Consider the following 22,303-nt stretch of genomic DNA (forward strand, 5'->3'; position numbering starts at 1 on the left):
GTCACGCCGCGGCGAGCGACGCCGCCGCGTCGCGGTCGCCCGCCCGGGTCGCGCCGAGGGCGGCGTCGAGCGCGCGGTCGACACCGTCGAGGCGGGAACCGGCCGCACCGAGCTCGGCGTCGAGCGCCCGCACGACCTCCTCGAGGGCGGCGACCATCGCGCCGGCCGACGCGAGGTCACCGAACCCGGCGCGGGGCACCGTGACCCTGTCGATCATCGCCGGCACCCGGCGCGCCTCGGCGGCGAGACCGGTGCGCGCCTGCTCGAGAGCCGCGGGAACGAGGACGAGATCGGGCACGCCCCGGAGGGTAGGTCGACACCTCGAACCGGTGGTGCGCTTTCGCGGAATCAGGCGCGCACGGGCATCGCGACCCGCCCGGCCGCGGCGTCGCGGGCGATGTCCGTGCGGTGGTGGCCGCCGGCGAGGTGCACGGCGGCGAGGCGGGCGTAGGCGTCGGAGCGCGCGGCGTCGAGGTCGGCCCCCGTGCCGACCACCGACAGCACCCGCCCGCCGCTGGACACCACGGCGCCGTCGTCGCGGCGGCGCGTGCCGGCGTGCAGGACGCCGGGGTCGTCGGCGCCGCGCAGGACGTCGCCGGTCCGCACGGCACCGGGATAGCCCTCGGCGGCGACGACGACCGTGACGGCCGCGCCGTCCGACCAGCTCGGTGCGGGTTCGTCGGCGAGGCGCCCGTGCGCGGCCGCGGCGAGCAGCGAGGCGGCCGAGCTGCGCAGCAGCGCGAGGACGACCTGGGTCTCGGGGTCGCCGAAGCGGCAGTTGAACTCGATCACCTGCGGCCCCGACGACGTCAGCGCGAGCCCGGCGTAGAGCAGGCCGGAGAACGGGGTGCCGCGGGCGTCGAGCTCGGTGACGACGGGCGTGACGATCCGCTCGACGACCTCGTCGACGAGGCCGGCGGACGCCCAGGGCAGCGGCGCGTAGGCGCCCATCCCGCCGGTGTTGGGGCCGGCGTCGTCGTCACCGAGGCGCTTGAAGTCCTGCGCCGGGAGGAGCGGGACCACGGTCGTGCCGTCGACGACGCAGAACAGCGACGCCTCGGGACCGTCGAGGAACGACTCGAGCAGGACCGGATGCCCGGCCTCGAGCACGGCCGCGGCGTGGCGGCGGGCGGCCTCGAGGTCGGAGGTGACGAGCACGCCCTTCCCGGCCGCGAGGCCGTCGTCCTTGACCACCCACGGCGCCTCGAAGCGGGCGAGGGCGGCGTCGAGCTCGCCGGGGTTGTCGACGCTCTCGCTGCGCGCGGTGGGCACGCCGGCGGCGTTCATGACGTCCTTCGCGAACGCCTTCGAGCCCTCGATCCGCGCGGCGGCGGCGCTCGGGCCGAAGCACGGGATGCCCGCCGCACGCAGCGCGTCCCCCACCCCGGCGACGAGCGGGGCCTCGGGGCCGACGACGACGAGGTCGGCGCGCCAGGACCGCGCGAGCGCCTCCACCTGCTCCGGGTCGGTGGGGTCGGCGAGCCCGGGGTGCTCGGCCAGCGTCGCCGTGCCCGCGTTGCCGGGGGCCGCGGCCAGCGCGGTCACCTGCGGGTCGCCGGCGAGGGCGAGGAGCAGGGCGTGTTCACGGGCTCCGGAGCCGATGACCAGGACGCGCACGCCCGACACGCTACGGGGTCGCGAGATGGGGGCTTTCCTGACGTTCAACGTCAGCGTGGTCGCCAGGCTGGAACACCCCGTGTTCACGGCGACGTCGGGGAGGACGGGTGGCGGGGTCACGCGGGCACCGGAACACTGCGCCCGATGACCACGCCGGGGCCCTCGTTCACCCGTCGCTCCGCCCTCTGGGGCGGGCTCGCCGCCGCCGGGGCCCTGGCCGCCGGGTGCGCGGACACCCCGATCGTCGCCGCGGCGCCCGCGCCCACCGGGGCCCCGCCCACCAGCGCCCCGGCCCCGGCCCCCGGCGGCACGGGCACCGCGCCCGGCGGGCCGGACCGGATCATGGTCGTCGGGCACCGCGGCGCGTCGGGCTACCGCCCGGAGCACACGCTCGCCGCCTACGAGCTCGCCATCCGCATGGGCGCCGACGCCGTCGACGTCGACCTCGTGCCCACCCGCGACGGCGTCCTCGTCGCGCGCCACGAACCCGAGATCGGCGGCACCACCGACGTCGCCAGCAAGCCCGGGTTCGCGTCCCGGCGCACCACCAAGGAGATCGACGGCACCACGGCGACGGGGTGGTTCACCACCGACTTCACCCTCGCGGAGCTGCGCACCCTGCGGGCGACGGAGCGCATCCCCGAGACCCGCCCGCACAACACGCTCTACGACGGCCGCTACGCCGTGGTCACGTTCGACGAGGTCCTCGACCTGCTCGACCGCCTCGCCGCCGAGCTGCGCCGCCCGGTGGGGGTGCTGCCCGAGGTCAAGCACTCGACGTACTTCGCGAGCCTCGGGCTGCCGGTGGAGCCCCCGCTCGTGGACACCCTGCGCCGGCGCGGCCGGGACGGCGCCGACTCCGGCGTGATCATCCAGTCGTTCGAGACCGCCAACCTGCGCGCGCTGAAGGGGCAGGTCGGCTGCCCGCTGCTGCAGCTGGTGGACGCCGCCGGGACGCGGCCCGCCGACCTCGTCGCCGCGGGGGACCCGCGCCCGTCCGACGCGCTGCTCACGCCGCAGGGGCTGCGCGACGTCGCCGGCTACGCGACCTGGCTCGGGCCGTCGAAGGAGTGGATCGTTCCGCTGGGCCCGGACGACGCCGGCGGGACGCCCACGCGCCTGGTCGAGGACGCCCACGCCGCGGGCCTGCGCGTCATGCCGTTCACGTTCCGCAACGAGAACGAGTTCCTGCCCCTGCAGCGGCGGCGCGGCGGCGCCGCAGCACCGCCCGACACGTACGGCGACGCGTTCGGCGAGTACCAGCAGTTCGTCGCGGTCGGGGTCGACGCCGTGTTCAGCGACGACCCGGACACCGCGCTCGCGGCGGTCACCTGAGCCCTCCCCCGGAGTCCTAGCTGTTCTAGCCTGCCGGGCGGACCCGGGTGAGCGTGTTCCGCTCGCTGTTCGGGATCCACAGCGTGCCGTCGGCGGCGACGAGGAACGTCGTGGCGTCCCGTCCCACGCCGACGATCGGGGTGCCGTCCTCCCGCCCCGTCCGGACGTCGAGGCGCGCCAGGGTGTCGCCCAGCGGGAAGGTCGTCCACAGCGTCGATCCCCGCACCTCGAACCGCCCGCCGCCGGGCGCGAGCCGCACGGGTGCGCCGAGGGCCCGCGTGCGCTCGTCGACGGGGTGCAGCGTCGAGTCGGGACACCCGACGTAGACCACGCCGGCGTCCGCGGTGATGCCGCCGGCGCAGGGCAGCGCGATCGGCGGGTCCAGCACCTCGCCCGTGCTCAGCGCGATCTTGCTGATCGTGCTGTCGGCGGTGTTGAGCACGTAGAGCGCGTCGTCGACCCCGATCGCCTCGCCCACGGGGAAGCGCCCCACCGGGATCGGGTTCCCGACCGGCCGGCCGGTCACCGCGTCGAGCCGGGTCACGACGCCCGCGTCCCGGTGCGTCAGCCACACCGAGCCGCCGCCCACCTTGACGTCGCTGATCCGCGGGGTGGGCACGAACGACGCGCCCGACACCGCGCCGGTGGCCGCGTCGATGCGCACGACGCCGTCGTCGTAGTTCCACACCCACAGCGACGTGCCGTCGGTGACCAGGCCGTTCGGCGTACCGCCCACGGGGATGCTGGTGACGGTCCGGGTCACGGGATCGACGCGGGAGACGGTGCCGTCGCCGTAGTTGGCGGTCCAGATGCTGCCCGCGGCCTCCACGACGCCCCGGGGGTCGGCGCCGACCGGGATCGGCGCGCCCTCCACCTCGCCCGCCGCCCCGCCCCCGGTCGCCCGGGTGAGCGCCCCGGTGCCGAGCACGACGCCGAGGGTCGCGAGCAGGACCAGCACCACGCCCGCCGCCACCGGGAGCCACCAGCGCCGCCGCGACCGGGGCGACGGCGCCGGTCCCCCGACCGGCACCCCGGCGGCGGTGGGGACGGTGGCCTGGCCGGCCACGGGCCGGCCGGAGAGGTCGGGCAGGGCCCGCAGGTCGCGCGCGAAGGCGTCGAGGTCGGGCTGGCGGGCGGCGGGGTCCTTCGCGAGGGCCCGCTCGAGCACCCGGCACAGCGCGTCCGGCACCCCCCGCGGGCGCAGGTCGGGCACCGGCTCGCGCAGAACGCGGTAGATGACCGGCCCCGGCGAGTCGTCGCCGCCCGAGAACGGCGCCCGGCCCGCGAGCAGGCAGTGCAGCGTGGCCGCCAGCGAGTAGAGGTCCGCCGACGGTGAGGGCCCGCGCCCGTCGAGGACCTCGGGCGGCGCGTAGGCCAGGCTCGCGGTGATCATTCCCGAGGCCGTCCGCTCGGCCCCGGTGAGGCGGGCGATCCCGAAGTCGGCGAGCAGCGGCTCGTCGTACGGCGAGATCAGCACGTTCTCCGGCTTCACGTCGCGGTGGAGCACCCCGACCCGGTGGGCGCTCGCGAGCGCCCCGGCGAGCTTCGCCCCGACGTCGACGACGTGCGCGGCGGGCAGGCGCCCGGCCCACGGTGCGAACGAGCCCCGCTCCAGGTACTCCATCACCAGGAACGGCGTGCCGTCGGCCAGCTCGCCGCCGTCGTAGACGGTGACGATGTGCGGGTGCTGGGCCAGCGCACCGAGGGCGCGGCGCTCGCGGTCGAAGCGCATCCGGGCCTCGGCGTCGACGCGCCCGTCGACCACCTTGATCGCCACGGTCTGCCCGAACGACTCGCGCCGGGCGCGGTACACCGTGGCGAACCCGCCGCGGCCGATCACCTCGAGCCCGGCGTACCCGGGCACGACCGGCGCGCCCGTGGCCGGTCGCCCGGGGAAGGTCACGTCAGGGCGCGAGGCGGCGGTCGACGTAGCACCAGCGCCACGTCTCGTCCGGCTCGTGCGAGCGCATCACCGGGTGCCCGGTGTCCTCGTGGTGCTTCGACGCGTGCCGGTACGGGCTCGAGTCGCAGCACGCCACGTGCCCGCACGCGAGACACTTCCGCAGGTGGGCCCACGCGGTGTAACCCTCCGCGCGACAATCGGGACAGATCAGCGTCTCGCCGTCGCGGGCGACGGCGTCCGGCGCCGGGTCGGTGGTGACACCCGAAGTGCCGATCTCGAGGAGGTGTTCGCAGGCGCCCACCCCGTCCACTCTAAGGGGTGGGCACGTCGCGCAGGACCGTTTCGTCACGACCCGGTCCGACCCCGATCGCCGACACCGGCGCCCCGGAGAGCTCCTCGATCCGCTCGACGTAGTCGCGGGCCTTCGCGGGCAGGTCGTCGAAGCGGCGCGCGGCGGAGATGTCCTCGAACCAGCCGGGCATCGTCTCGTACACGGGCGTCGCCGCGACGACGTCCGACTGCCTCATCGGCATCTCGTCGACTCGCCGGCCGTCGACCTCGTAGCCCACGCAGATCGGCACGTTCTCGAGCCCGGAGAGCACGTCGAGCTTGGTGAGGAAGATGTCAGTCAGGCCATTGACGCGCACCGCGTACCGGGCGATGACGGCGTCGAACCACCCGCAGCGGCGGCTGCGGCCGGTGGTGACCCCGAACTCGCCGCCGGTCTTGCGCAAGTACTCGCCGTCGGCGTCGAACAGCTCGGTGGGGAACGGCCCCGAACCGACCCGGGTGGTGTACGCCTTGAGGATCCCGATCACGCGGTCGATGCGCGTGGGCCCGATGCCCGAGCCGGCGGCGGCGCCGCCCGCGGTGGGGCTCGACGACGTCACGTACGGGTAGGTGCCGTGGTCGACGTCGAGCAGCGTGCCCTGCGAGCCCTCGAGCAGGACGGTCTCGCCGCGCTCGAGCGCCTGGTTGAGCGCGAGGCGGGTGTCGGCGATGCGGTGCGCGAAGCCCTCGGCGTGCCCGAGGACGGTGTCGGCGACCTCGTCGACGTCCAGCGCCCGCCGGTTGTAGATCTTGACGAGGATCTGGTTCTTGAGCTCGAGCGCCGCCTCGACCTTCTCGCGCAGCAGCTTCTCGTCGAGCAGGTCCTGCATCCGCACGCCGACCCGGGCGATCTTGTCCTGGTAGGCGGGCCCGATGCCGCGGCCCGTGGTGCCGATCCGGGCCTTGCCCAGGAAGCGCTCGGTCACCTTGTCGATGGCCACGTGGTACGGCATGATCACGTGCGCGTCCGCGGAGATCAACAACTTGCCCGTGTCGACGCCCTTGGCCTCCAGGCCGGCGAGCTCCTCGAGCAGCACCCCCGGGTCCACGACGACACCGTTGCCGATCACGTTGGTGACACCCGGTGTCAGGATCCCCGACGGGATGAGGTGCAGGGCGAAGTTCTTGCCGTCGGGCAGCACCACCGTGTGGCCGGCGTTGTTGCCGCCCTGGTAGCGCACGACCCACTGGACCTGCTCACCGAGGATGTCGGTGGCCTTGCCCTTGCCCTCGTCGCCCCACTGGGCGCCGATGAGCACGATGGCCGGCATGTGACACTCCCTGACCTCGACTCCGGGTACGCACACGGGAGTGCAGGCCGCCCCGTGCAACCGAAGGGTAGTCCACACGGGTGTTCGTGATGCGCGTGGTGACCTGCGGGGACGCCGCCCTCGCCCGATGGCACCCCGCCGAGCGCGGTCTCGACGCCGTCGACCTCCCGGCGCTCCCGGCCCGCGGCGACGTCGACCCCGTGCTCGACGACCTGCCGCCCGGCAGCCGCCTCGTCGTGGCCGGTGACGACGCCGCGGTGGCCGCGGTGCTGGTCCGCGTGCTGCGTCGCGAGCGTCTCGACCTGGAGGTCGCGGTGCTGCCGGCGTCAGGGTCGGCGGTGGCGGAGGTCTGGGGGCTGCCCGTCGACCCCCCGGGGGCCCTCGCCCTGGCCCGCGGCGGTTCGGCGCGCCCGGCGCCGCTGGTGCGCGACGACCACGGCGGCCTCGTCGTCGGCCGGCACACGGCGGGTCCGCTGCACGGCGAGGTCTACTGCGACGAGCACCGGGTGCTCCGCGGTGACGCCGCCGAGCTGGTGGTGCTCCCCGACCCCGCCGCCGGCGTGCGGGTCACCGTCACCGGCCCCCGGCGGCTGGGAGGGTTGCGGGCGGGACGGACCACGACGACGGCCGGACGCGCCGTGCAGCTCGGCTGCCGGCCGGCCGTGACGGTCGTGCGTGACGGCGTCCCCGGCGACCGTCCGGTGTCGCGGCGCAGCTGGTACCGCCACACCGAGGACTGGCTGCTGGTCCGCCCCTGACCGGGACTCCGGGTGACCGGGCCCCTTGGGACGATCAGCGGCGTCGGCCCTCCGGACGGTGGCCCGCCCGACTGCGCTCGGCGACCACTCGGCCACCTTCCGTGCCCACCCGCCGCGGGTGAGGTGTGCCCCCGGGGGGTGGGGGTATGCCTTCTGCATGCTGGCGGTGGTGCTGCTCCTCCCGATCGTGATCATGGTTGTCGCCTGCCTCCTCGAGCGGTTCGAGGCCCACGCCACGTACGTCCGGCCGGCCGAGCGCGTGCGCACCCCCCTCCCGGGCGGGTCGGCGACACCGGCGCTGGAGCTCGTCGCGAGCAGCCACGGCACCGTCACGGACATCCCCGCCGCACCGGCGGCGGGCGCACCGCGCGAACTCCGCCGGGCGTCCTGAGCGCGCGAACGCGGACTTTCGACGCCTAGAAGCAGCGAACAGCGCGTTCGCTGCGGAAGCTCACGGCTCGTCGCGCCCCAGCCGCGTGCTCGTCGTCGCCGCGACGGCCTCGTCGCGATCCATCCCGGACGCGGTGAGGAGATCGACGAGCATCGAGCGGATCTGGGCGATCACGACGTCCGCCGAGTAGCCCCCGCCGTGCCGGGGCACCGCGCCGACGGTGTCCAGCAGCGCGCTGCGGGCGCCGTCGGTCGACTCGCCGGCGGTCAGCTCGCCGCGCAGCGCGGCGGTGTCCCCGGCCAGCCGGCGCAGGACGGCCACGAGGTCGGCGTCGGCCTCCTCGCCGTCGCGGATCGCGGCGTGGGCCCGCCGCGCGAGGACGCGGGCGTTGCGCAGCGCGAGGTCGACCGGGCGCACGGCCGCGCGGAGGCGGGCGAGCTCGCCGCGGTGGCGGCGGCGCAGGGGCGCGATCGCGGTGATCTCGAACCCCGCGTCGACCGCGTCCGCGAGCGCGTCGACCCGGCCCTGCGTGGCCCGCGCCCGCTCGAGCACCGCGTCCGCGGCCGCGAGATCCGCGATGTCGAGGGCGTCCGCCGTCCCCAGCAGCACCGCCTCCAGCTCCTCGAGCAGGGCGGACAGGCCGCGACGGGCGCGGGTCAGCGGGTGCGAGGGCAGGGTCGCCGCCGTCGCCAGGCCGATCGCCGCCCCGATCAGCGTGTCGATCCAGCGCGAGAACGCCGCGGTGGTGCCCGGCGGCTGCAGGGTCGCCACGAGCACCGCCGACACCGCCGCCTGGTTGAGCAGCAGGGCGCCGACGTCGAACAGGAGCGCGGCCAGCAGCGTCAGGCCCACGACCACGCTGATCTGCCACCAGCCCGGTCCGATGAGCACGACGATGAGGTCGCCGACCGCCACGCCGACGCTGACCCCGGCCGCGAGCTCCACCGAGCGCCGCAGCCGGTTGGTGAGCGAGACGCCGAGTACGAGCACGCACGCGATCGGCGCGAAGAACGGCAGCGGGTGACCGACGAGGTCGCGCGCCACCAGGTACGCGAGCCCGGCCGCCAGCGCGCACTGCAGCACCGGCAGGCCGGAGTCGCGCAGCCGCCGGGCACGGCTGCGGGCGAGCCGTTCCAGACGGAGACGGAGCCTGCGGAGCTCGACCATGTCAGCGGTCCACGACGTGTGCTCCTAGGCGAGACCGAGGACGGTCACGGCCTCCGGGTCGCAGTCGGCGAGGAGCTGGACGCAGCGCTCGACCTCGTCGGTCTCGCCGATCGCCTGCGCCGCCTTCGCCAGGGCCGCGACCGCGCGCAGGAAGCCCTGGTTCGGCTCGTGGCTCCACGGCACGGGGCCGAAGCCCTTCCAGCCGTTGCGGCGCAGCTGGTCGAGCCCGCGGTGGTAGCCGGTGCGCGCGTAGGCGTAGGACGCCACGTTCGCACCGGACGCCGCGGCCTGCTCGGCCAGCGCGGCCCACCCGGCCGAGTAGGTCGGGTGGTCGGCGACGACCGCGGCCGGGTCCTCGCCCTTCTCCAGCCGCGCGGCCGGCTCGGGCGTCTCCGGGAGGTAGGTCGGCTGCGGTCCGAGCAGGTTGTGCCCGTGGCCGGCACCCGGCCCCGTCGGGATGGTCATGCCCCGATTGTCCGCCCGAGCGCCCTCGCCTCAGCGACCCAGGGTCTGCCCGGTCGAGCGCAGGTTCTCGCAGGCCGTCGTGACCCGCTCGGCCATCGCGACCTCGGCCTTCTTGTTGTAGCTGCGCGGGTCGTAGGCCTTCTTGTCGCCGACCTCGCCGTCGACCTTCAGCACGCCGTCGTAGTTCGAGAACATGTGCGCGGCGATCGGGCGGGTGTAGGCGTACTGGGTGTCGGTGTCGACGTTCATCTTCACGACGCCGTAGTCGAGCGCCTCGTGGATCTCCTCGAGCAGCGAGCCCGAGCCGCCGTGGAAGACGAGGTCGAAGGGCTTCGAGCCGTCGGCGAGGCCCAGCTTGCGCGCCGCGACCTCCTGGCCCTCCTTGAGCACCGAGGGGCGCAGCTTGACGTTGCCCGGCTTGTAGACGCCGTGCACGTTGCCGAACGTCGCGGCGAGCAGGTAGCGGCCCTTCTCGCCCCCGCCGAGCGCGTCGACGGTGTGCTCGTAGTCGCCGGCGGCCGTGTAGAGCTTCTCGTTGATGTCGTTGGCGACGCCGTCCTCCTCGCCGCCGACGACGCCGATCTCCACCTCGAGGATGATCTTCGCCTTGACCGCCTCGGCCAGCAGCTCCTGGGCGATCTGCAGGTTCTCGTGCAGCTCGACCGCCGAGCCGTCCCACATGTGGGACTGGAACAGCGGGGCCTTGCCGGCGTCGACGCGCTCCTGGCTGATCGCGATCAGCGGGCGGACGAACCCGTCGAGCTTGTCCTTCGGGCAGTGGTCGGTGTGCAGCGCGACGTTGATCGAGTACTTCTCGGCGACGACGTGCGCGAACTCGGCCAGCGCGCTCGCGCCGGTGACCATGTCCTTGACCGACTGCCCGGAACCGAACTCGGCGCCGCCGGTGGAGAACTGGATGATCCCGTCGCTCTCCGCCTCGGCGAAGCCGCGCAGCGCCGCGTTGATCGTCTCCGAGGACGTGCAGTTGATCGCCGGGAAGGCGAACGCGTTCGCCTTCGCCCGGTCGAGCATCTCGTTGTAGACCTCGGGGGTCGCGATGGGCATCGTCGTGCCTCCCAGGGGCTTCGACAGCGTTCGGCAGGTGCCGTCCGGGCACCGGTGCGCACACGGATCCCGGCGGGACGTCGGCGCAGTATGGCGCAGCCGCGCGATCCGGCGCTGGATCGTCCGGTGTGACCCGATTCCCGGTCCGTGGCCGCCTGCGCCACGCGGGTGATCCGCGGACCGACCCTCGTCCCCACCGGGACCACGCGAGGTGAAGGGCTATCGTCGGTGACGTGGGCCATCCCGGGGAGAGCGCCGTCGAGCGCACGCTCGGCAGCCTCCGAGCCATCGACGCCGTCGCTCCCGCGGACGCCTCGGTGATCCATCCGTCGGCCCGCCCCGCGGGCCCCCCACGGCCGGGACCCGGGGCTCCGGGAGCGCCGGGCGGGCACGTCGGACCGGGTCCCTCGCCCGCGAGCGGCCCCGTCGCCACCCAGGACCAGCAGCAGGGCCCGCGCACCCTCGAGGATCTCTACCGCGAGCACCGCATGCGGTTCGTCCGCCTCGCCGTGCTGCTCGTCGACGACCCGGCCACCGCCGAGGACGTCGTGCAGGAGGCCTTCACCGGCCTGCACCGCCACTGGGGCCGGCTGCGCGACGAGCACGCGGCGCTGGGCTACCTGCGCACGGCCGTGGTCAACGGCTCGCGCTCGGTGCTGCGCCGCCGCCGCACCGCGCGGGAGTACACCCCGCCGCACACCGCCGACGCGCGCTCGGCCGAGTCGCTGGCGATGCTCTCCACCGAGCACCAGGCGGTCGTCTCGGCGCTGGGCAAGCTGCCGCGCCGGCAGCGCGAGGTGCTGGTCCTGCGCTACTACGGCGGGCTCTCCGAGGCGGAGATCGCCGAGGCCACGGGCATCAGCAAGGGCACCGTGAAGTCGACGGCGAGCCGCGGGCTCGAGGCCATCGGCAAGCTCGTCGGCGACGGCTGACGCCCGACGGCCCCCCGGACGGCCGTCCCCGTCCCCCTGGGTGGTGCCCGTCCGCGCCGCTACCATCGGCCGGGATGGACGACGAACGGCTGCTGTCCGAGGCCCTGCGCGCGCACGCCGCGGGCGGGGTGTCCTCCCCGGGCACACCGAACGCCCCCCAGCCGTCCCCGGGCGGCGCGCAGGCCTCTCCGGTGCCCCCGGCAGCCCCGGAGGGTGCGGCGGACGCCGGCGGGTCTCGTCTGCGCGACCGTTTCCGGCCCCTCGGGCGCAAGCGGGGCGCGGACGCCGCGCCCGAGACGGTCGTCCACCCCACGGCCGGTCCCGTCGGGACTCCTCCCGGGGCGCCGTTCCCGACGACCACGACGCGCGGTGGGCAGCCACCGGCACGTCCCGCGCCCCGTCCCGGCCCCGCGACCGACCGCCCCTGGCCGCAGACCGGCCCCCGTAGCGCCGGGCGGCCAACCCATCAGGGCCCGCCGCCGGGCTATCCGCCCGGGCCGGGCGTCCCGCATCCCCGGACGGCACCGGGCCACGTCAACGGGGTCACCGGGGCCACCGGCGCCGGCCCCGCCGCGCCGCCGCTCGCCGACCGCGAGCCGGCCGATCCCGGGGCCTGGACCCCCGCCAGGATCGCCTGGTGGTCGGGGATGGCGCTGCTGGCGGGCGCGGTCGCCGGTGCGCTGGCGGCCGTCGGCACGCTGGGCCTGCCCGGCTGAGACGGACCCGACCGGCACCCGACCCTGGGGCCGACACCGGCCTCACCCGGGCCTGACACCGATCTCACCCGGACCTGACACGGGCCACACCCTCGGGGAGTCCGGGGTGACCCGGAGACCCACGCCCAGCTCCGCCGCGTACGGTTCACAGGCGTGTCGCCCACACTCTCCGCCGCCACGACCACGGTGCAGGCCCTCGGCCCGGAGTGGCTCGACCCGCAGTACATCATCACCTCGCTCGGGCCCTGGGCCCTCGTCGGTGTGTGTCTGATCATCTTCGCCGAGTGCGGACTGCTGGTCGGGTTCTTCCTGCCCGGCGACTCGCTGCTGTTCATCACCGGGCTCGCGGTGGTCACCGGCCTGATCAGCACCCCGCTGTGGCTGGTGTGCGTGCTGCTGGTGGTGTGCGCCTTCGCCGGCAACGCGCTGGGCTACTACATCGGTCTCAAGGCCGGCCCGGCGATCTTCGACAAGCCCGACTCGAAGCTGTTCAAGAAGGAGAACGTCGACCGGACGCAGGCGTTCTTCGACAAGTACGGCAACCGGGCGATCGTGCTCGGCCGCTTCGTGCCGATCGTGCGCACGTTCATCACGGTCATGGCCGGGGTCGGGCGGATGGACGCGCGTCGCTACCTGACGTTCTCGCTGATCGGCGGCGTCGCCTGGGCGGCCGGGGTGACGCTGCTCGGGGCCGGGCTGGGCCAGTTCGAGGTCGTCAAGAACAACATCGAGCTCATGCTGATCCTCGTGGTGGCGCTCTCCCTGGTGCCGATCGCCATCGAGATGATCAAGGCGCGGCGCGAGAAGAAGCTCGGCGCGCAGGGCCTGGCCGAGGACGTCCTCGACGGCGCGAACGACGAGCCGACCCAGGTCATCGACACCCGCAACCGGGAGCGCTAGAGCCTCTCAGACCCGGGCGTGCGCGCGGATCCACGCGTGCATGGCGATCCCGGCGGCGACCCCCGCGTTGATCGAGCGGGTCGACCCGAACTGGGCGATCGAGAGCACCCGCTCCGCGCCCGCGACGGCCTGCGGCGTGAGGCCGACGCCCTCCTGGCCGAACAGCAGCACGCAGCGCCGGGGCAGCACGGCCGTCTCCAGCGGCGCCGCCCCCGGCCCGTTGTCGACGGCGACCACGGCCAGGTCCTCCGCACGGGCCCACGCGAGCAGCGTCGCGACGTCGGGGTGGTGGTGGACGTGCTGGTACCGGTCGGTGACCATCGCGCCCCGCCGGTTCCACCGCCGCCGGCCCACGACGTGGACGGCGGCCGCGGCGAAGGCGTTGGCGGTCCGCACGATCGTGCCGATGTTCGCGTCGTGGTGGAGGTTCTCGATCGCCACGTGGAACGGGTGGCGCCGGGCGTCGAGGTCGGCGACGACGGCCTCGCGGCGCCAGTACCGGTAGCGGTCGACGACGTTGCGGCGGTCGCCGCCGGCGAGCAGCTCGGGGTCGTAGCGGGGGTCGTCGGGCCACGCGTCCGGTCCGCCGGGCCAGGGCCCGACGCCGACCGGTTCCGGCCCGGTGCGCCACTCGGTGGGCCCGGGCCCGTCGTCCCCGTGGTGCTCGGTCACAGCCCCAGGTCGGCCAGGCCCAGCAGCGAGCGGCACGGGAGCCCACGCGCCTCGACGGCCTCGGTCGCGCCCGTTGCGCGGTCGACGACGGTCACGACCCCGACGACCTCGGCCCCCGCCTCGACCAGCGCGTCCACGGCGGTGAGCACGCTGCCCCCCGTGGTCGAGGTGTCCTCGACGGCGAGCACGCGGCGCCCGGCGACGTCCGGCCCCTCGATCCGTCGCTGCATGCCGTGGGTCTTGGCCGCCGCCCGCACCACGCAGGCGTCGACGGGCGGGCCAGGGGCGTGCATGACGGCGAGCGCGACCGGGTCGGCGCCCATGGTCAGCCCGCCCGCGGCGTCGTAGCTCCAGTCGGCGGTCGCCTCGCGGACGAGCCGCCCGATCAGCGGGCCCGCCTCGTGGTGCAGCGTCGCGCGGCGCAGGTCGACGTAGTAGTCGGCCTGCTGCCCCGACGACAGCGTCACCTTCCCGTGCACGACGGCGAGCTCGGCGACGAGCGCGGCGAGCCGGGCGCGGGCATTGGCGTCGATCGCGGGGACGTTCATCCCCGGTCCGTCGCCGTCCGCGCCGCGAGGGCCCGCAGCACCCCGCGCGGCACGACCCGCGCCACGCCGACGATCGCCTTGTAAACCGCTCCCGGCACGGACACCGCCTTCCCTGCCCGGAGATCGTCCAGGCCCTCCGACACCACCGTGTCCGCGTCCAGCCAGATCCAGTCCGGTCCCGGACGCTCCTGCCCGAGCCGGGCGTGGAACTCGGTGCGTGTGAACCCGGGGCAGAGTGCCATGACCCGCACGCCGGTGCCGCCCAGGGACAGGGCGAGGTTCTGCGAGAGCGCGGTGACGTAGGTCTTGCCCGCGCTGTAGACCGAGCCGCGCCCGGGCAGGAAGCCGGCGACGCTGGACACGTTGACGACGTCGCCCCGGCCCCGCGCGACCATCCCGGGCAGCGCAGCCGCCGTCAGCTCGAGCACGGCGGCCACGTTGACCTCGTAGTTCGCGCGCAGCGCGCCCGGCTCGGTGTCGACGAACTCGCCCGCGGTCGCGTAGCCCGCGTTGTTGACCAGGAGGGAGACCGGGGTCTCGCCGAGGGTCAGGCGCTCGACCACCTTCCGGCGTCCGGCCGCCGCGGCGAGGTCGGCGACGAGGACCTCGACGTCCACGCCGTGGCGGGCCCGCAGGCGTTCGGCGAGGCTGTCGAGCCGGCCGGCGTCGCGGGCGACGAGGACGAGGGCGTGGCCCGCGACCGCGAGGTGCTCGGCGAACGCGGCGCCGATGCCGGAGCTCGCGCCGGTGACCAGCGCGGTGCCCTCGCGGGAACCCCGGGGCCCCCGCCGGCCGGCGAGCGCGCCGGCGAACGTCGTCCGGCGCATCCCCGACGACACCCGCAGGGCGGCGAAGGGGACGAGCCGCGACGTGCCGACCAGCGCCTTCATGCCCACCCCGGGCGTCGACACGGCGCGCCCGGCCGCGTGGTCGGCGATTGCGGCACCGGCCACCGCGTCCGCGTCCGGCGGTGCGACACGCAGCGGGACGGCGTGCCCGCTGCTGCCGCCGACCCCGGGCGGGGTCGGGCACACCACGGTGAGCGCGAGTCCCTCACCGCTGTGCCTCTGGGCGAGCGACTCGGTGAGCATCGCGACGTAGGCCTGCGCGGCGCCGTCGAGACCCGCCGCCCCGGAGAGCGGGAGGTAGGCACCGGGACCGGCGGTGGTGATCACGCCGCCGGGGCCGGGGTGGCGGCGGGCGACCATCCCGGGCAGCGCGGCCCGGACCAGCACGAGCGCGGCGGCGGCGGTGCGGTCGAGGGCCGCGCGGACCGCGACGGGGTCGGCTTCGGGGAGCCCCTCGGTGCTCGGCAGCGTCGGGCCGACGACGAGCAGGTCGATCGGGCGCACGTCGGTCTCGAGGCGGCGGGCGACGAGGTCGAGGTCGTCGGCGTCCGCGAGGTCGCCGGGCAGGACCTCGGGGCGGGGCTCGCCGAGGTCGTCGGCGAGCGCCTCGAGGGCGGCCCGCTCGCCGCCGGCGAGGACCAGCTCGTCGCCGGCGTCGTGCAGGCGCCGGACGAACGCCCGGCCCAGGTCGGTGTCCGCCGACGTGACCAGGGTCCGGCGCGGAACGGCCCGGCTCACCGACCGGAGGACGAGCTGCTGCGGGCGCCCGGCCCGAACTCGTCGTCCTCGATGTCGTAGGGGATGTCGGCGGGACGGTCACGGTGGGTCTGGCGCGGCTCGCCCGGTTCGGTGTCCGCGTCGTCGTCGGGCGCCTCGCCCGTCTCGGGCGTGGGCTCGGGACCGTGGCCGTCGTCGTCCCCGCCGCCCGCGGCGTCCTCGAGCGCGACGGAGACCTCGACCAGGGCCTGCAGGAGCCCCTGGACGCGCTCCGGGTCGGCGCCCGGCTCCATGCTGGCGAGCACCCAGGTGTCCTCGGCCCAGACCAGCGGCACGTCGTCGCCGACGAGGTCGGCGGCGCGCGCGACGTCGGCGGTGATCAGCGGGCGCGCCTGGGCCACGGAGGTGACGAAGGCGTAGCGCTCCCCGACCTGGCCGAGCGAGTCGAGCCCGGCGTCGTCGGGCAGCGGGGCCGAGGGCAGGCGCAGCTCGATCGCGACCGGCAGCGTCGAGACCCCGCGCACGGCGGCGACGATCCCGGTGATCTGGCCGGCCTGCTCGTGGTCGAAGACGTGGGCGAGGCGACGTCCGCCGGGCCCGGGCACCGCGCCGGTGGCGAGGTCGAGCGCGCGGCCGTGGCCGCCCTGGTGCACGGCGCCGTAGCGCCAGCGGCTCGGCAGGACGGGGTCGACGTCGACGAACTCCCAGCTCTTCTGCTCGGCCCACTTCCGCCGGTCGCGACGGTTCCCGCTGGTGCGGGCGCGGTCGGAGAGCAACAGCAGCGCCCCGCCGCCCGCGGCCAGCGCCGCGATGACGAACCAGACCCAGGCAGGCACGCACGCAGAGTACGACGCCGACGTCCCCCCATCGTGCAGGCCGTCCTCGGCGCGCCGTTCCCATGTGAGCGAACTTCGGGGCTATAGCACCAAAGTTCGCTCACATAGGAGGTCAGGAACCCGGTGGTGTGGCGCGGTTAGGCTCGACGGTCGTGAGCGCCACGCTGGTCGCGCGGGACCTCGCCGCCGCGCACGGCGCCCGGGTGCTGTTCTCCGGACTCGACCTCGTCGTCGCCCCCGGCGACGTCATCGGGCTCGTCGGGGTGAACGGCGCCGGGAAGTCGACCCTCCTGCGCCTGCTCGCCGGCCTCGCCGCGCCCGACCAGGGCTCGATCGCGCTGTCGCCGGGCACGGCCACCGTCGGCCACCTGCCGCAGGAGACCGCGCGCGTCCCCGGCGAGACCGTGCGCGGCTTCCTCGGCCGGCGCACCGGCGTCACGGCGGCCGCCGCGACGCTCGAGACCGCGACCACCGCGCTCTCCGAGGGCGCCCCGGGCGCGGACGACGCCTACGCCGCGGCGCTGGAGCTCTGGCTCGACCTCGGCGGCGCCGACCTCGAGGAGCGCACCGGGGAGGTGGCCGACGACCTCGGCTTCCCGACCGCCCTCCTCGACGCCGCGATGACCTCGCTGTCGGGCGGCCAGGCCGCCCGCGCCAACCTCGCGTCGCTGCTCCTCGCCCGGTTCGACGTCTTCCTGCTCGACGAGCCGACCAACGACCTCGACCTCGCGGGCCTCGAGCGCCTGGAACGGTGGGTCCGCGAGCTGCGCGCCGGCACCGTGCTCGTCAGCCACGACCGCGAGTTCCTCGCCCGCACCGTCACCTCGGTGCTCGAGCTGGACCTCGCCCAGCAGCAGGTCACACAGTACGGCGGCGGCTACGAGGCCTACCTCGCCGAGCGCGAGACGGCCCGCCGCCACGCCCGCGAGGCCTACGAGGAGTACGCCGACAAGCGCTCCGAGCTGACCTCGCGGATGCAGACCCAGAAGCAGTGGGTGGAGAAGGGCGTGCGCAACGCCCGCAAGAAGGCGACCGACAACGACAAGTTCATCAAGCACCACCACGCGGCGACCGCGGAGAAGCAGGCCGCGAAGATCGCGCAGACGGAGCGGCGGCTCGAGCGCATGGAGGTCGTCGAGGAGCCGCGCAAGGAGTGGGAGCTGCGGATGTCGATCGCCGCGGCGCCGCGCTCCGGCACCGTCGTGGCGACCCTCGACGCGGCGACGGTCCGGCGGGGGGACTTCACCCTCGGGCCGGTCACCCTGCAGCTGGACTGGGCCGACCGCGTCGCGATCACCGGGGCGAACGGCGCCGGGAAGACCACACTGCTCGCGCTGCTGCTCGGACGCCTGGCCCCCGCCGAGGGCCGCGCCGCGCTCGGGTCGGGCGTCGTCGTCGGGGAGGTCGACCAGGCCCGCGGCCTGCTGACCGGGTCGACGGCGCTGCTCGACGTCCTGTCCCGCGAGCCGGAGCTCGACCGCTGGCCCACCGCCGAGCTCCGCACCCTGCTGGCGAAGTTCGGCCTCGGCGCCGAGCACGTGCACCGCGGCGCCGACACCCTCTCTCCCGGCGAGCGCACCCGCGCCGCCCTGGCCCTGCTCCAGGCCCGCGGGGTGAACCTGCTGGTGCTCGACGAGCCCACCAACCACCTCGACCTCGCAGCCATCGAGCAGCTCGAGTCCGCGCTCGCCTCGTTCGAGGGCACGTTGCTGCTGGTCTCCCACGACCGGCGCCTGCTCGCCGGGGTGTCGACCACGCGGCACTGGCACGTCGACACAGGGCGGGTCACCGAGACCGGCTGAGTCACCGCGGGCGACACGGTCAGGTGTGCCGTGCCGGGCCGAGCAGGAGCCCGCCGTCGATGACGAGCTCGGAGCCGGTGACGAAGGCGGCGTCGGGGGAGGCGAGGAACAGGAGTGCGCGGCTGATCTCGTCCGGCTCACCGAGCCGCGGGACGGCGAACGGCTCGGGGTCGAAGACCTCGGCGATGGCCGGCACGCCGTCGGCGAGCGGCTCGGTGATCAACGGAGTGGCCACCACCCCCGGGGTGAGCGACACGACGCGGATCCCGTCGCGTCCCAGCTCCAGCGCGGCCGTCCGGGTCAGTCCGCGCACCGCCCACTTCGCGGCGACGTACGGCCCGAACGCGGCGGTGCCGACGTGGCCCATCGTCGAGGCGACGGTGACGATCACGCCGCCGCCTGCCCGGCGCATCGACGGCGCGACGGCCCGGATACCGAGCGCGGTGCCCGTGACGTTGACGGCGGTGACCATGTCCCACAGGCGGCGGTCGGCGTCCTCGAGCAGCGTCGGCGGGTGCTGCACCCCGGCGTTGGCGACCAGGACCGAGACCGGCCCGAACCGCTGCTCGGCGGCCTCGACAGCGGCCGTCCAGTGCTCCTCGTCGGTGACGTCGAGCCGGACCGCGAGCGCTCGCTGCCCGAGCTGGTCGGCCATCGCGAGCCCGGCCGTCTCGTCGCGCGCAGCGATCACCACGGCAGCGCCTTCGCGGTGGAAAGCCTCCACGTGGCTGCGGCCCATCCCGCCGGTCGCACCGGTCACGAGCACGGTCCGTCCCTCGAAGCGACCCATCGTTCCTCCTCGCCCACGAGGTGAGTCGATCCGCTCACCTCGTAACGAGGCAACCACTCGGTCGGAGGTGAGTCAAGTGACTCGACTCCGAGCCCGGCCTGCGGCAGGATGGCGTGTGATGGACGAGGACGAGCCGACGCAGACGGGAGCGGCGCGCTACCACCGCGAGCTCGCCCGGAGGAATCGCGCGGCGCTGCTGGGTGCTGCGCGGCGGCTCTTCCTCGACCTCGGCTACGACGGCACCTCGCTCGCGAAGGTCGCCGCCGAGGCCGGGGTCTCGCGAGCCACCCTGTTCAAGCAGTTTCCGACCAAGGCCGAGCTGTTCAGCGCCATGGTGACCACGTCGTGGGCCACCGACGACGAGCAGGCCCCGCCCGTGCCCGGCGATCCCCTGACCGCCCTGTCGACACTCGGCACCCGGTACGCGGACCTGCTGACACGCCCCGGCATGGCCGACCTGTTCCGTATCGTCATCGCCGAGCTCCCGCGCTTTCCCGAGCTGGGGCGCACGCACTTCGACCTGGGCAAGATGCCGTTCTTCGACTCGGTGCGCGACCACCTGCTCGCCGAACAGCGCGCCGGCACCCTGCAGTTCCGGGACGCCGACCTCGTGACCACCCAATTCCTCGGCATGATCGCCAACTACGTCCTCTGGCCCCGGATGCTGCTGCTCGACTGGGACCCGGACGCGGCGAGCGTGGCGCGGGCGGTCGAGGAGGCCGCGCTGACCGTGCACGCGCGACACGCAGTGCCCGGCTCTCGAGGTCCGGGGGAACCGGACACACGATGAGACCGTTCTCATCCCGGCACCACGTCCGGCTCATCCGGGTCGACGAGACTGGCCGCATGGCTCGTTCGACGCTCGCCGCTGCGCTGGTGCTCGCGGGACTCGCGGTCGGCGCGACCGCGTGCGACACGTCCGGCGAGGCCCCGCTGCCGGCCCCGGTGTCGGTGCCGTCGGTGCCGGGCGGGGCGCCCGCCCCGGCGCCCGAGCAGGACGACGACGACGGGACCGTGGCGCCGCCGCCCGCCGGGGAGCAGGGAGACGATGACGGCGCCGACGACGGTGACGACGGCTGATCACTCCGTCGCCCACCCCGTCGGCTTCCTGCGTGCCCGGGGCGCCCGCGTCCGGATCGTCGCCTGGGTGCTGCTGCTCGTGCTCGGCAGCCTCGCGGTGGTCACCGTCGTCACCTGGCAGCTGCTGATCCGCGCCACCGACGCCCGGATGGACACTGCCCTGCGCACCGAGATCGAGGAGTTCACCGCGCTGACCGCCTCCGGCCGCAGCCCGACCGACGGCGCGCCGTTCGCCTCGGTCGACCAGGTGCTCCAGACCGCCATCACCTACAACCTCGCGCGGCCCAACGAGAAGTTCCTCGGCTACCTCGACGGCGTCTTCCGGTACCAGAGCCGCCAGCAGAGCCCCGTGCTGCTGGCCGGCGACCCGGGGTTCGCGCGGCTGGCGGGGTCGGTGCCGGCGCCGGTGGAGGCGCGCTACGAGAGCGCGGCGGGCGAGGTCCGCTACATCGCCGTGCCCGTCACGCTGGCGGGCGACCCGGCGCGCGGGGTCATCGTCGTCGCGTACTTCGCCGACCAGGAACGCTCGGCCGCCGACGACGCCGCGCTGCTCATGGTGGCGGCCGGTGCCGCGACCGCCGTGCTCGCCGCCGTCGCCGCCTGGCTGGTCGCGGGCCGCATCCTGCGCCCGGTCCGCGACGTCGCCGACACTGCCCGCGCCATCACCGAGACCGACCTCTCCGCGCGCATCCACGCCGGCGCCGACACCCGCGACGAGCTCGGCGCCCTGGTCCGCGCGGTGAACGCGATGCTCGACCGCGTCGAGGACGGCGCGCGGGCGCAACGGCGCTTCGTCGACGACGCCGGGCACGAGCTGCGCACCCCGATCACGATCGTGCGCGGCCACCTCGAGGTGGTGGACGTCGACGACCCGGCCGACGTGCGCGCGACCGTCGGGCTGGTCGACGACGAGCTGGAGCGGATGAACCGCATCGTGTCCGACCTGCTCGTGCTCGCGAAGGCCGAACAGCCCGAGTTCGTCCGGCGCGCGCCCACCGAGGTGCCCGCGCTGCTCGAGGAGACGCTGCGCAAGGCGTCGGGGCTCGCCGACCGGCAGTGGGCGCTCGTCGGGGCGCCCGAGGCCGTGCTCGCCGACCTCGACGCCCAGCGCGTCACCCAGGCGCTGCTCGTCCTCGCCGACAACGCCGCCCACCACACCGTGCCGGGCGACCGGATCGTGCTCGGCGCGGCCGCCGACGACGCGACCCTGCGCCTGCGGGTCGCCGACACCGGGACCGGTGTCCCGGCCGCCGACCGGGAGCGCATCTTCGCCCGCTTCGCCCGCGGCTCCGGCGCGGCCCGGCGCTCGGACGGGGCCGGCCTCGGGCTCGCCATCGCCGGCGCGATCGCCGGCGCGCACGGTGGTCACGTCGAGGTCTCCGACGGCGTCGGCACGGGCCTGCCCGGCCAGAGCGGCCCCGGCGCCACGTTCACCCTGGTCCTGCCCCTGCGTGCCGAATCGGAGGTGCGGTGAGCAGCATCCTCATCGCCGAGGACGAACCGCGGATCGCGTCGTTCGTGGAGAAGGGCCTGCGGTCGGCCGGGTTCGCGACGACGGTGGTCGACGACGGTCTCGCCGCCCGCGACCAGGCCCTCGGCGGCCACCACGACCTGCTCGTGCTCGACATCGGGCTGCCGGGGCTCGACGGGTTCGCGGTCCTCGCCGAGCTGCGGGCCTCGGGCTCGCGACTGCCGGTGGTCGTCCTCACCGCGCGGGACAGCGTCGCCGACACCGTGGCGGGGCTCGAGGGCGGCGCCGACGACTACATGGCCAAGCCCTTCCGCTTCGAGGAGCTCCTGGCGCGGGTGCGCCGCCGGCTCGCCGACGCCGGCGCCGGGGAGGTGACGGTGCTGCGGCACGGCACGTTGTCGCTGGACCTGCGCACCCGGCAGGCGACCGTGGACGGGGCGACGGTGGACCTGTCGGCGCGCGAGTTCGTGCTCGCCGAGACGTTCCTCCGTCACCCGGGTCAGGTGCTGTCCCGTGAGCAGCTGCTCTCGCGTGTCTGGGGCTACGACTTCGACCCCGGCTCGAACGTCGTCGACGTGTACGTGCGCTACCTGCGGCGCAAGCTCGGCGCCGAGAGGATCACGACGGTGCGGGGCATGGGGTACCGGCTGAGCTGACGCCGGGCGGATCCTTTGCGGTTACTGGCTGGC

24 protein-coding genes and 1 pseudogene are annotated in these 22,303 nt (G+C 75.2%); 11 read left to right on the top strand and 14 right to left on the bottom strand.

Annotated elements, in window-relative coordinates; genetic code table 11:
- Position 1 precedes the first annotated feature (1 nt).
- Positions 2–298 carry a hypothetical protein gene (locus WCD41_RS19660; RefSeq protein WP_337715480.1) on the bottom strand — a complete coding sequence of 99 codons (297 nt, stop codon included), beginning with the start codon at positions 296–298 and terminating at the stop codon, positions 2–4.
- 50 nt (positions 299–348) lie between these two features.
- Entirely contained in the window at positions 349–1,617 is a 1,269-nt protein-coding gene (purD, locus tag WCD41_RS19665; protein ID WP_337715481.1) for a phosphoribosylamine--glycine ligase, read from the bottom strand.
- Between the two features lie 144 nt (positions 1,618–1,761).
- On the opposite strand from purD, the gene WCD41_RS19670 reads away from it, so the two are divergent.
- The gene (locus WCD41_RS19670) at positions 1,762–2,952 is read left to right on the top strand and encodes a glycerophosphodiester phosphodiesterase (protein WP_337715483.1); all 1,191 of its coding nucleotides are present in this window, start codon (positions 1,762–1,764) and stop codon (positions 2,950–2,952) included.
- Between the two features lie 25 nt (positions 2,953–2,977).
- Here WCD41_RS19670 and WCD41_RS19675 read toward each other — a convergent pair whose 3' ends face one another.
- Genes WCD41_RS19675 through WCD41_RS19685 form a run of 3 tightly spaced genes read right to left on the bottom strand, consistent with a single transcriptional unit; the run spans position 2,978 to position 6,456 of the window.
- Entirely contained in the window at positions 2,978–4,855 is a 1,878-nt protein-coding gene (locus WCD41_RS19675; protein ID WP_337715485.1) for a protein kinase domain-containing protein, read from the bottom strand.
- Between the two features lies 1 nt (position 4,856).
- Positions 4,857–5,156, bottom strand: a complete 300-nt coding sequence (locus WCD41_RS19680) for a UBP-type zinc finger domain-containing protein (protein WP_337715487.1) — start codon at positions 5,154–5,156, stop codon at positions 4,857–4,859.
- Between the two features lie 10 nt (positions 5,157–5,166).
- On the bottom strand, positions 5,167–6,456 hold the full coding sequence (locus tag WCD41_RS19685; protein ID WP_337715489.1) for an adenylosuccinate synthase: 1,290 nt from the start codon (positions 6,454–6,456) through the stop codon (positions 5,167–5,169).
- A gap of 89 nt (positions 6,457–6,545) precedes the next feature.
- Here WCD41_RS19685 and WCD41_RS19690 point away from each other — a divergent pair, with 89 nt between their 5' ends.
- Both WCD41_RS19690 and WCD41_RS19695 read left to right on the top strand, forming a co-directional pair.
- Positions 6,546–7,214, top strand: a complete 669-nt coding sequence (locus WCD41_RS19690) for a hypothetical protein (RefSeq protein ID WP_337715491.1) — start codon at positions 6,546–6,548, stop codon at positions 7,212–7,214.
- Between the two features lie 157 nt (positions 7,215–7,371).
- Positions 7,372–7,605, top strand: a complete 234-nt coding sequence (locus tag WCD41_RS19695) for a hypothetical protein (protein WP_337715493.1) — start codon at positions 7,372–7,374, stop codon at positions 7,603–7,605.
- A 60-nt stretch (positions 7,606–7,665) separates the two neighbouring features.
- Here WCD41_RS19695 and WCD41_RS19700 read toward each other — a convergent pair whose 3' ends face one another.
- Genes WCD41_RS19700 through fbaA form a run of 3 tightly spaced genes read right to left on the bottom strand, consistent with a single transcriptional unit; the run spans position 7,666 to position 10,302 of the window.
- On the bottom strand, positions 7,666–8,772 hold the full coding sequence (locus WCD41_RS19700; protein WP_337715495.1) for an FUSC family protein: 1,107 nt from the start codon (positions 8,770–8,772) through the stop codon (positions 7,666–7,668).
- Between the two features lie 24 nt (positions 8,773–8,796).
- Positions 8,797–9,237, bottom strand: a complete 441-nt coding sequence (locus WCD41_RS19705) for a DUF3151 domain-containing protein (protein ID WP_337715497.1) — start codon at positions 9,235–9,237, stop codon at positions 8,797–8,799.
- A 30-nt stretch (positions 9,238–9,267) separates the two neighbouring features.
- A complete protein-coding gene (gene fbaA, locus WCD41_RS19710; RefSeq protein ID WP_337715499.1) occupies positions 9,268–10,302 on the bottom strand; it encodes a class II fructose-bisphosphate aldolase in 1,035 nt (344 codons plus the stop codon).
- Positions 10,303–10,535: 233 nt separating this feature from the next.
- On the opposite strand from fbaA, the gene WCD41_RS19715 reads away from it, so the two are divergent.
- The 3 genes from WCD41_RS19715 to WCD41_RS19725 all read left to right on the top strand — a co-directional run bounded on the left by WCD41_RS19715 (position 10,536) and on the right by WCD41_RS19725 (position 12,850).
- Positions 10,536–11,234: a SigE family RNA polymerase sigma factor gene (locus WCD41_RS19715; protein ID WP_337715501.1), complete on the top strand. Its 699-nt coding sequence runs from the start codon at positions 10,536–10,538 to the stop codon at positions 11,232–11,234.
- Positions 11,235–11,308: 74 nt separating this feature from the next.
- Positions 11,309–11,950: a hypothetical protein gene (locus WCD41_RS19720; protein WP_337715503.1), complete on the top strand. Its 642-nt coding sequence runs from the start codon at positions 11,309–11,311 to the stop codon at positions 11,948–11,950.
- A 153-nt stretch (positions 11,951–12,103) separates the two neighbouring features.
- Positions 12,104–12,850 carry a DedA family protein gene (locus tag WCD41_RS19725; RefSeq protein WP_337715504.1) on the top strand — a complete coding sequence of 249 codons (747 nt, stop codon included), beginning with the start codon at positions 12,104–12,106 and terminating at the stop codon, positions 12,848–12,850.
- A 6-nt stretch (positions 12,851–12,856) separates the two neighbouring features.
- On the opposite strand, the gene WCD41_RS19730 is transcribed toward WCD41_RS19725, so the two are convergent.
- From WCD41_RS19730 to WCD41_RS19745, 5 genes and pseudogenes are all read right to left on the bottom strand, one after another.
- Positions 12,857–13,522 (bottom strand): TrmH family RNA methyltransferase, encoded by a 666-nt coding sequence (locus WCD41_RS19730; RefSeq protein WP_337715506.1) that lies wholly within the window; start codon positions 13,520–13,522, stop codon positions 12,857–12,859.
- Entirely contained in the window at positions 13,519–14,070 is a 552-nt protein-coding gene (gene pyrE, locus WCD41_RS19735) for an orotate phosphoribosyltransferase (protein WP_337715508.1), read from the bottom strand. The genes WCD41_RS19730 and pyrE overlap by 4 nt, the downstream gene beginning before the upstream one ends.
- The gene (locus WCD41_RS31240; RefSeq protein WP_444876306.1) at positions 14,067–14,825 is read right to left on the bottom strand and encodes an SDR family NAD(P)-dependent oxidoreductase; all 759 of its coding nucleotides are present in this window, start codon (positions 14,823–14,825) and stop codon (positions 14,067–14,069) included. Before WCD41_RS31240 ends, pyrE begins: the two co-directional genes overlap by 4 nt.
- A 276-nt stretch (positions 14,826–15,101) precedes the next feature.
- A pseudogene (locus WCD41_RS31245) lies at positions 15,102–15,656 on the bottom strand (SDR family NAD(P)-dependent oxidoreductase); the annotation flags it as partial.
- Positions 15,653–16,471 carry a TtfA family protein gene (locus WCD41_RS19745; RefSeq protein WP_337715513.1) on the bottom strand — a complete coding sequence of 273 codons (819 nt, stop codon included), beginning with the start codon at positions 16,469–16,471 and terminating at the stop codon, positions 15,653–15,655. The pseudogene WCD41_RS31245 and the gene WCD41_RS19745, both read right to left, overlap by 4 nt.
- Before the next feature lie 152 nt (positions 16,472–16,623).
- Here WCD41_RS19745 and WCD41_RS19750 point away from each other — a divergent pair, with 152 nt between their 5' ends.
- On the top strand, positions 16,624–18,273 hold the full coding sequence (locus WCD41_RS19750; protein WP_337715515.1) for an ABC-F family ATP-binding cassette domain-containing protein: 1,650 nt from the start codon (positions 16,624–16,626) through the stop codon (positions 18,271–18,273).
- 19 nt (positions 18,274–18,292) lie between these two features.
- On the opposite strand, the gene WCD41_RS19755 is transcribed toward WCD41_RS19750, so the two are convergent.
- Entirely contained in the window at positions 18,293–19,063 is a 771-nt protein-coding gene (locus WCD41_RS19755) for an SDR family NAD(P)-dependent oxidoreductase (RefSeq protein ID WP_337715517.1), read from the bottom strand.
- 118 nt (positions 19,064–19,181) lie between these two features.
- On the opposite strand from WCD41_RS19755, the gene WCD41_RS19760 reads away from it, so the two are divergent.
- Genes WCD41_RS19760 through WCD41_RS19775 form a run of 4 tightly spaced genes read left to right on the top strand, consistent with a single transcriptional unit; the run spans position 19,182 to position 22,270 of the window.
- Positions 19,182–19,853 carry a TetR/AcrR family transcriptional regulator gene (locus WCD41_RS19760; protein WP_337715519.1) on the top strand — a complete coding sequence of 224 codons (672 nt, stop codon included), beginning with the start codon at positions 19,182–19,184 and terminating at the stop codon, positions 19,851–19,853.
- Between the two features lie 56 nt (positions 19,854–19,909).
- Positions 19,910–20,143, top strand: a complete 234-nt coding sequence (locus tag WCD41_RS19765; RefSeq protein WP_337715521.1) for a hypothetical protein — start codon at positions 19,910–19,912, stop codon at positions 20,141–20,143.
- A complete protein-coding gene (locus WCD41_RS19770; protein WP_337715522.1) occupies positions 20,112–21,617 on the top strand; it encodes a sensor histidine kinase in 1,506 nt (501 codons plus the stop codon). The genes WCD41_RS19765 and WCD41_RS19770 overlap by 32 nt, the downstream gene beginning before the upstream one ends.
- Positions 21,614–22,270 (top strand): response regulator transcription factor, encoded by a 657-nt coding sequence (locus tag WCD41_RS19775; RefSeq protein ID WP_337715524.1) that lies wholly within the window; start codon positions 21,614–21,616, stop codon positions 22,268–22,270. The genes WCD41_RS19770 and WCD41_RS19775 overlap by 4 nt, the downstream gene beginning before the upstream one ends.
- Positions 22,271–22,303 lie beyond the last annotated feature (33 nt).

This window comes from Actinomycetospora aeridis (assembly GCF_037400275.1).
Lineage (GTDB): Bacteria > Actinomycetota > Actinomycetes > Mycobacteriales > Pseudonocardiaceae > Actinomycetospora > Actinomycetospora aeridis.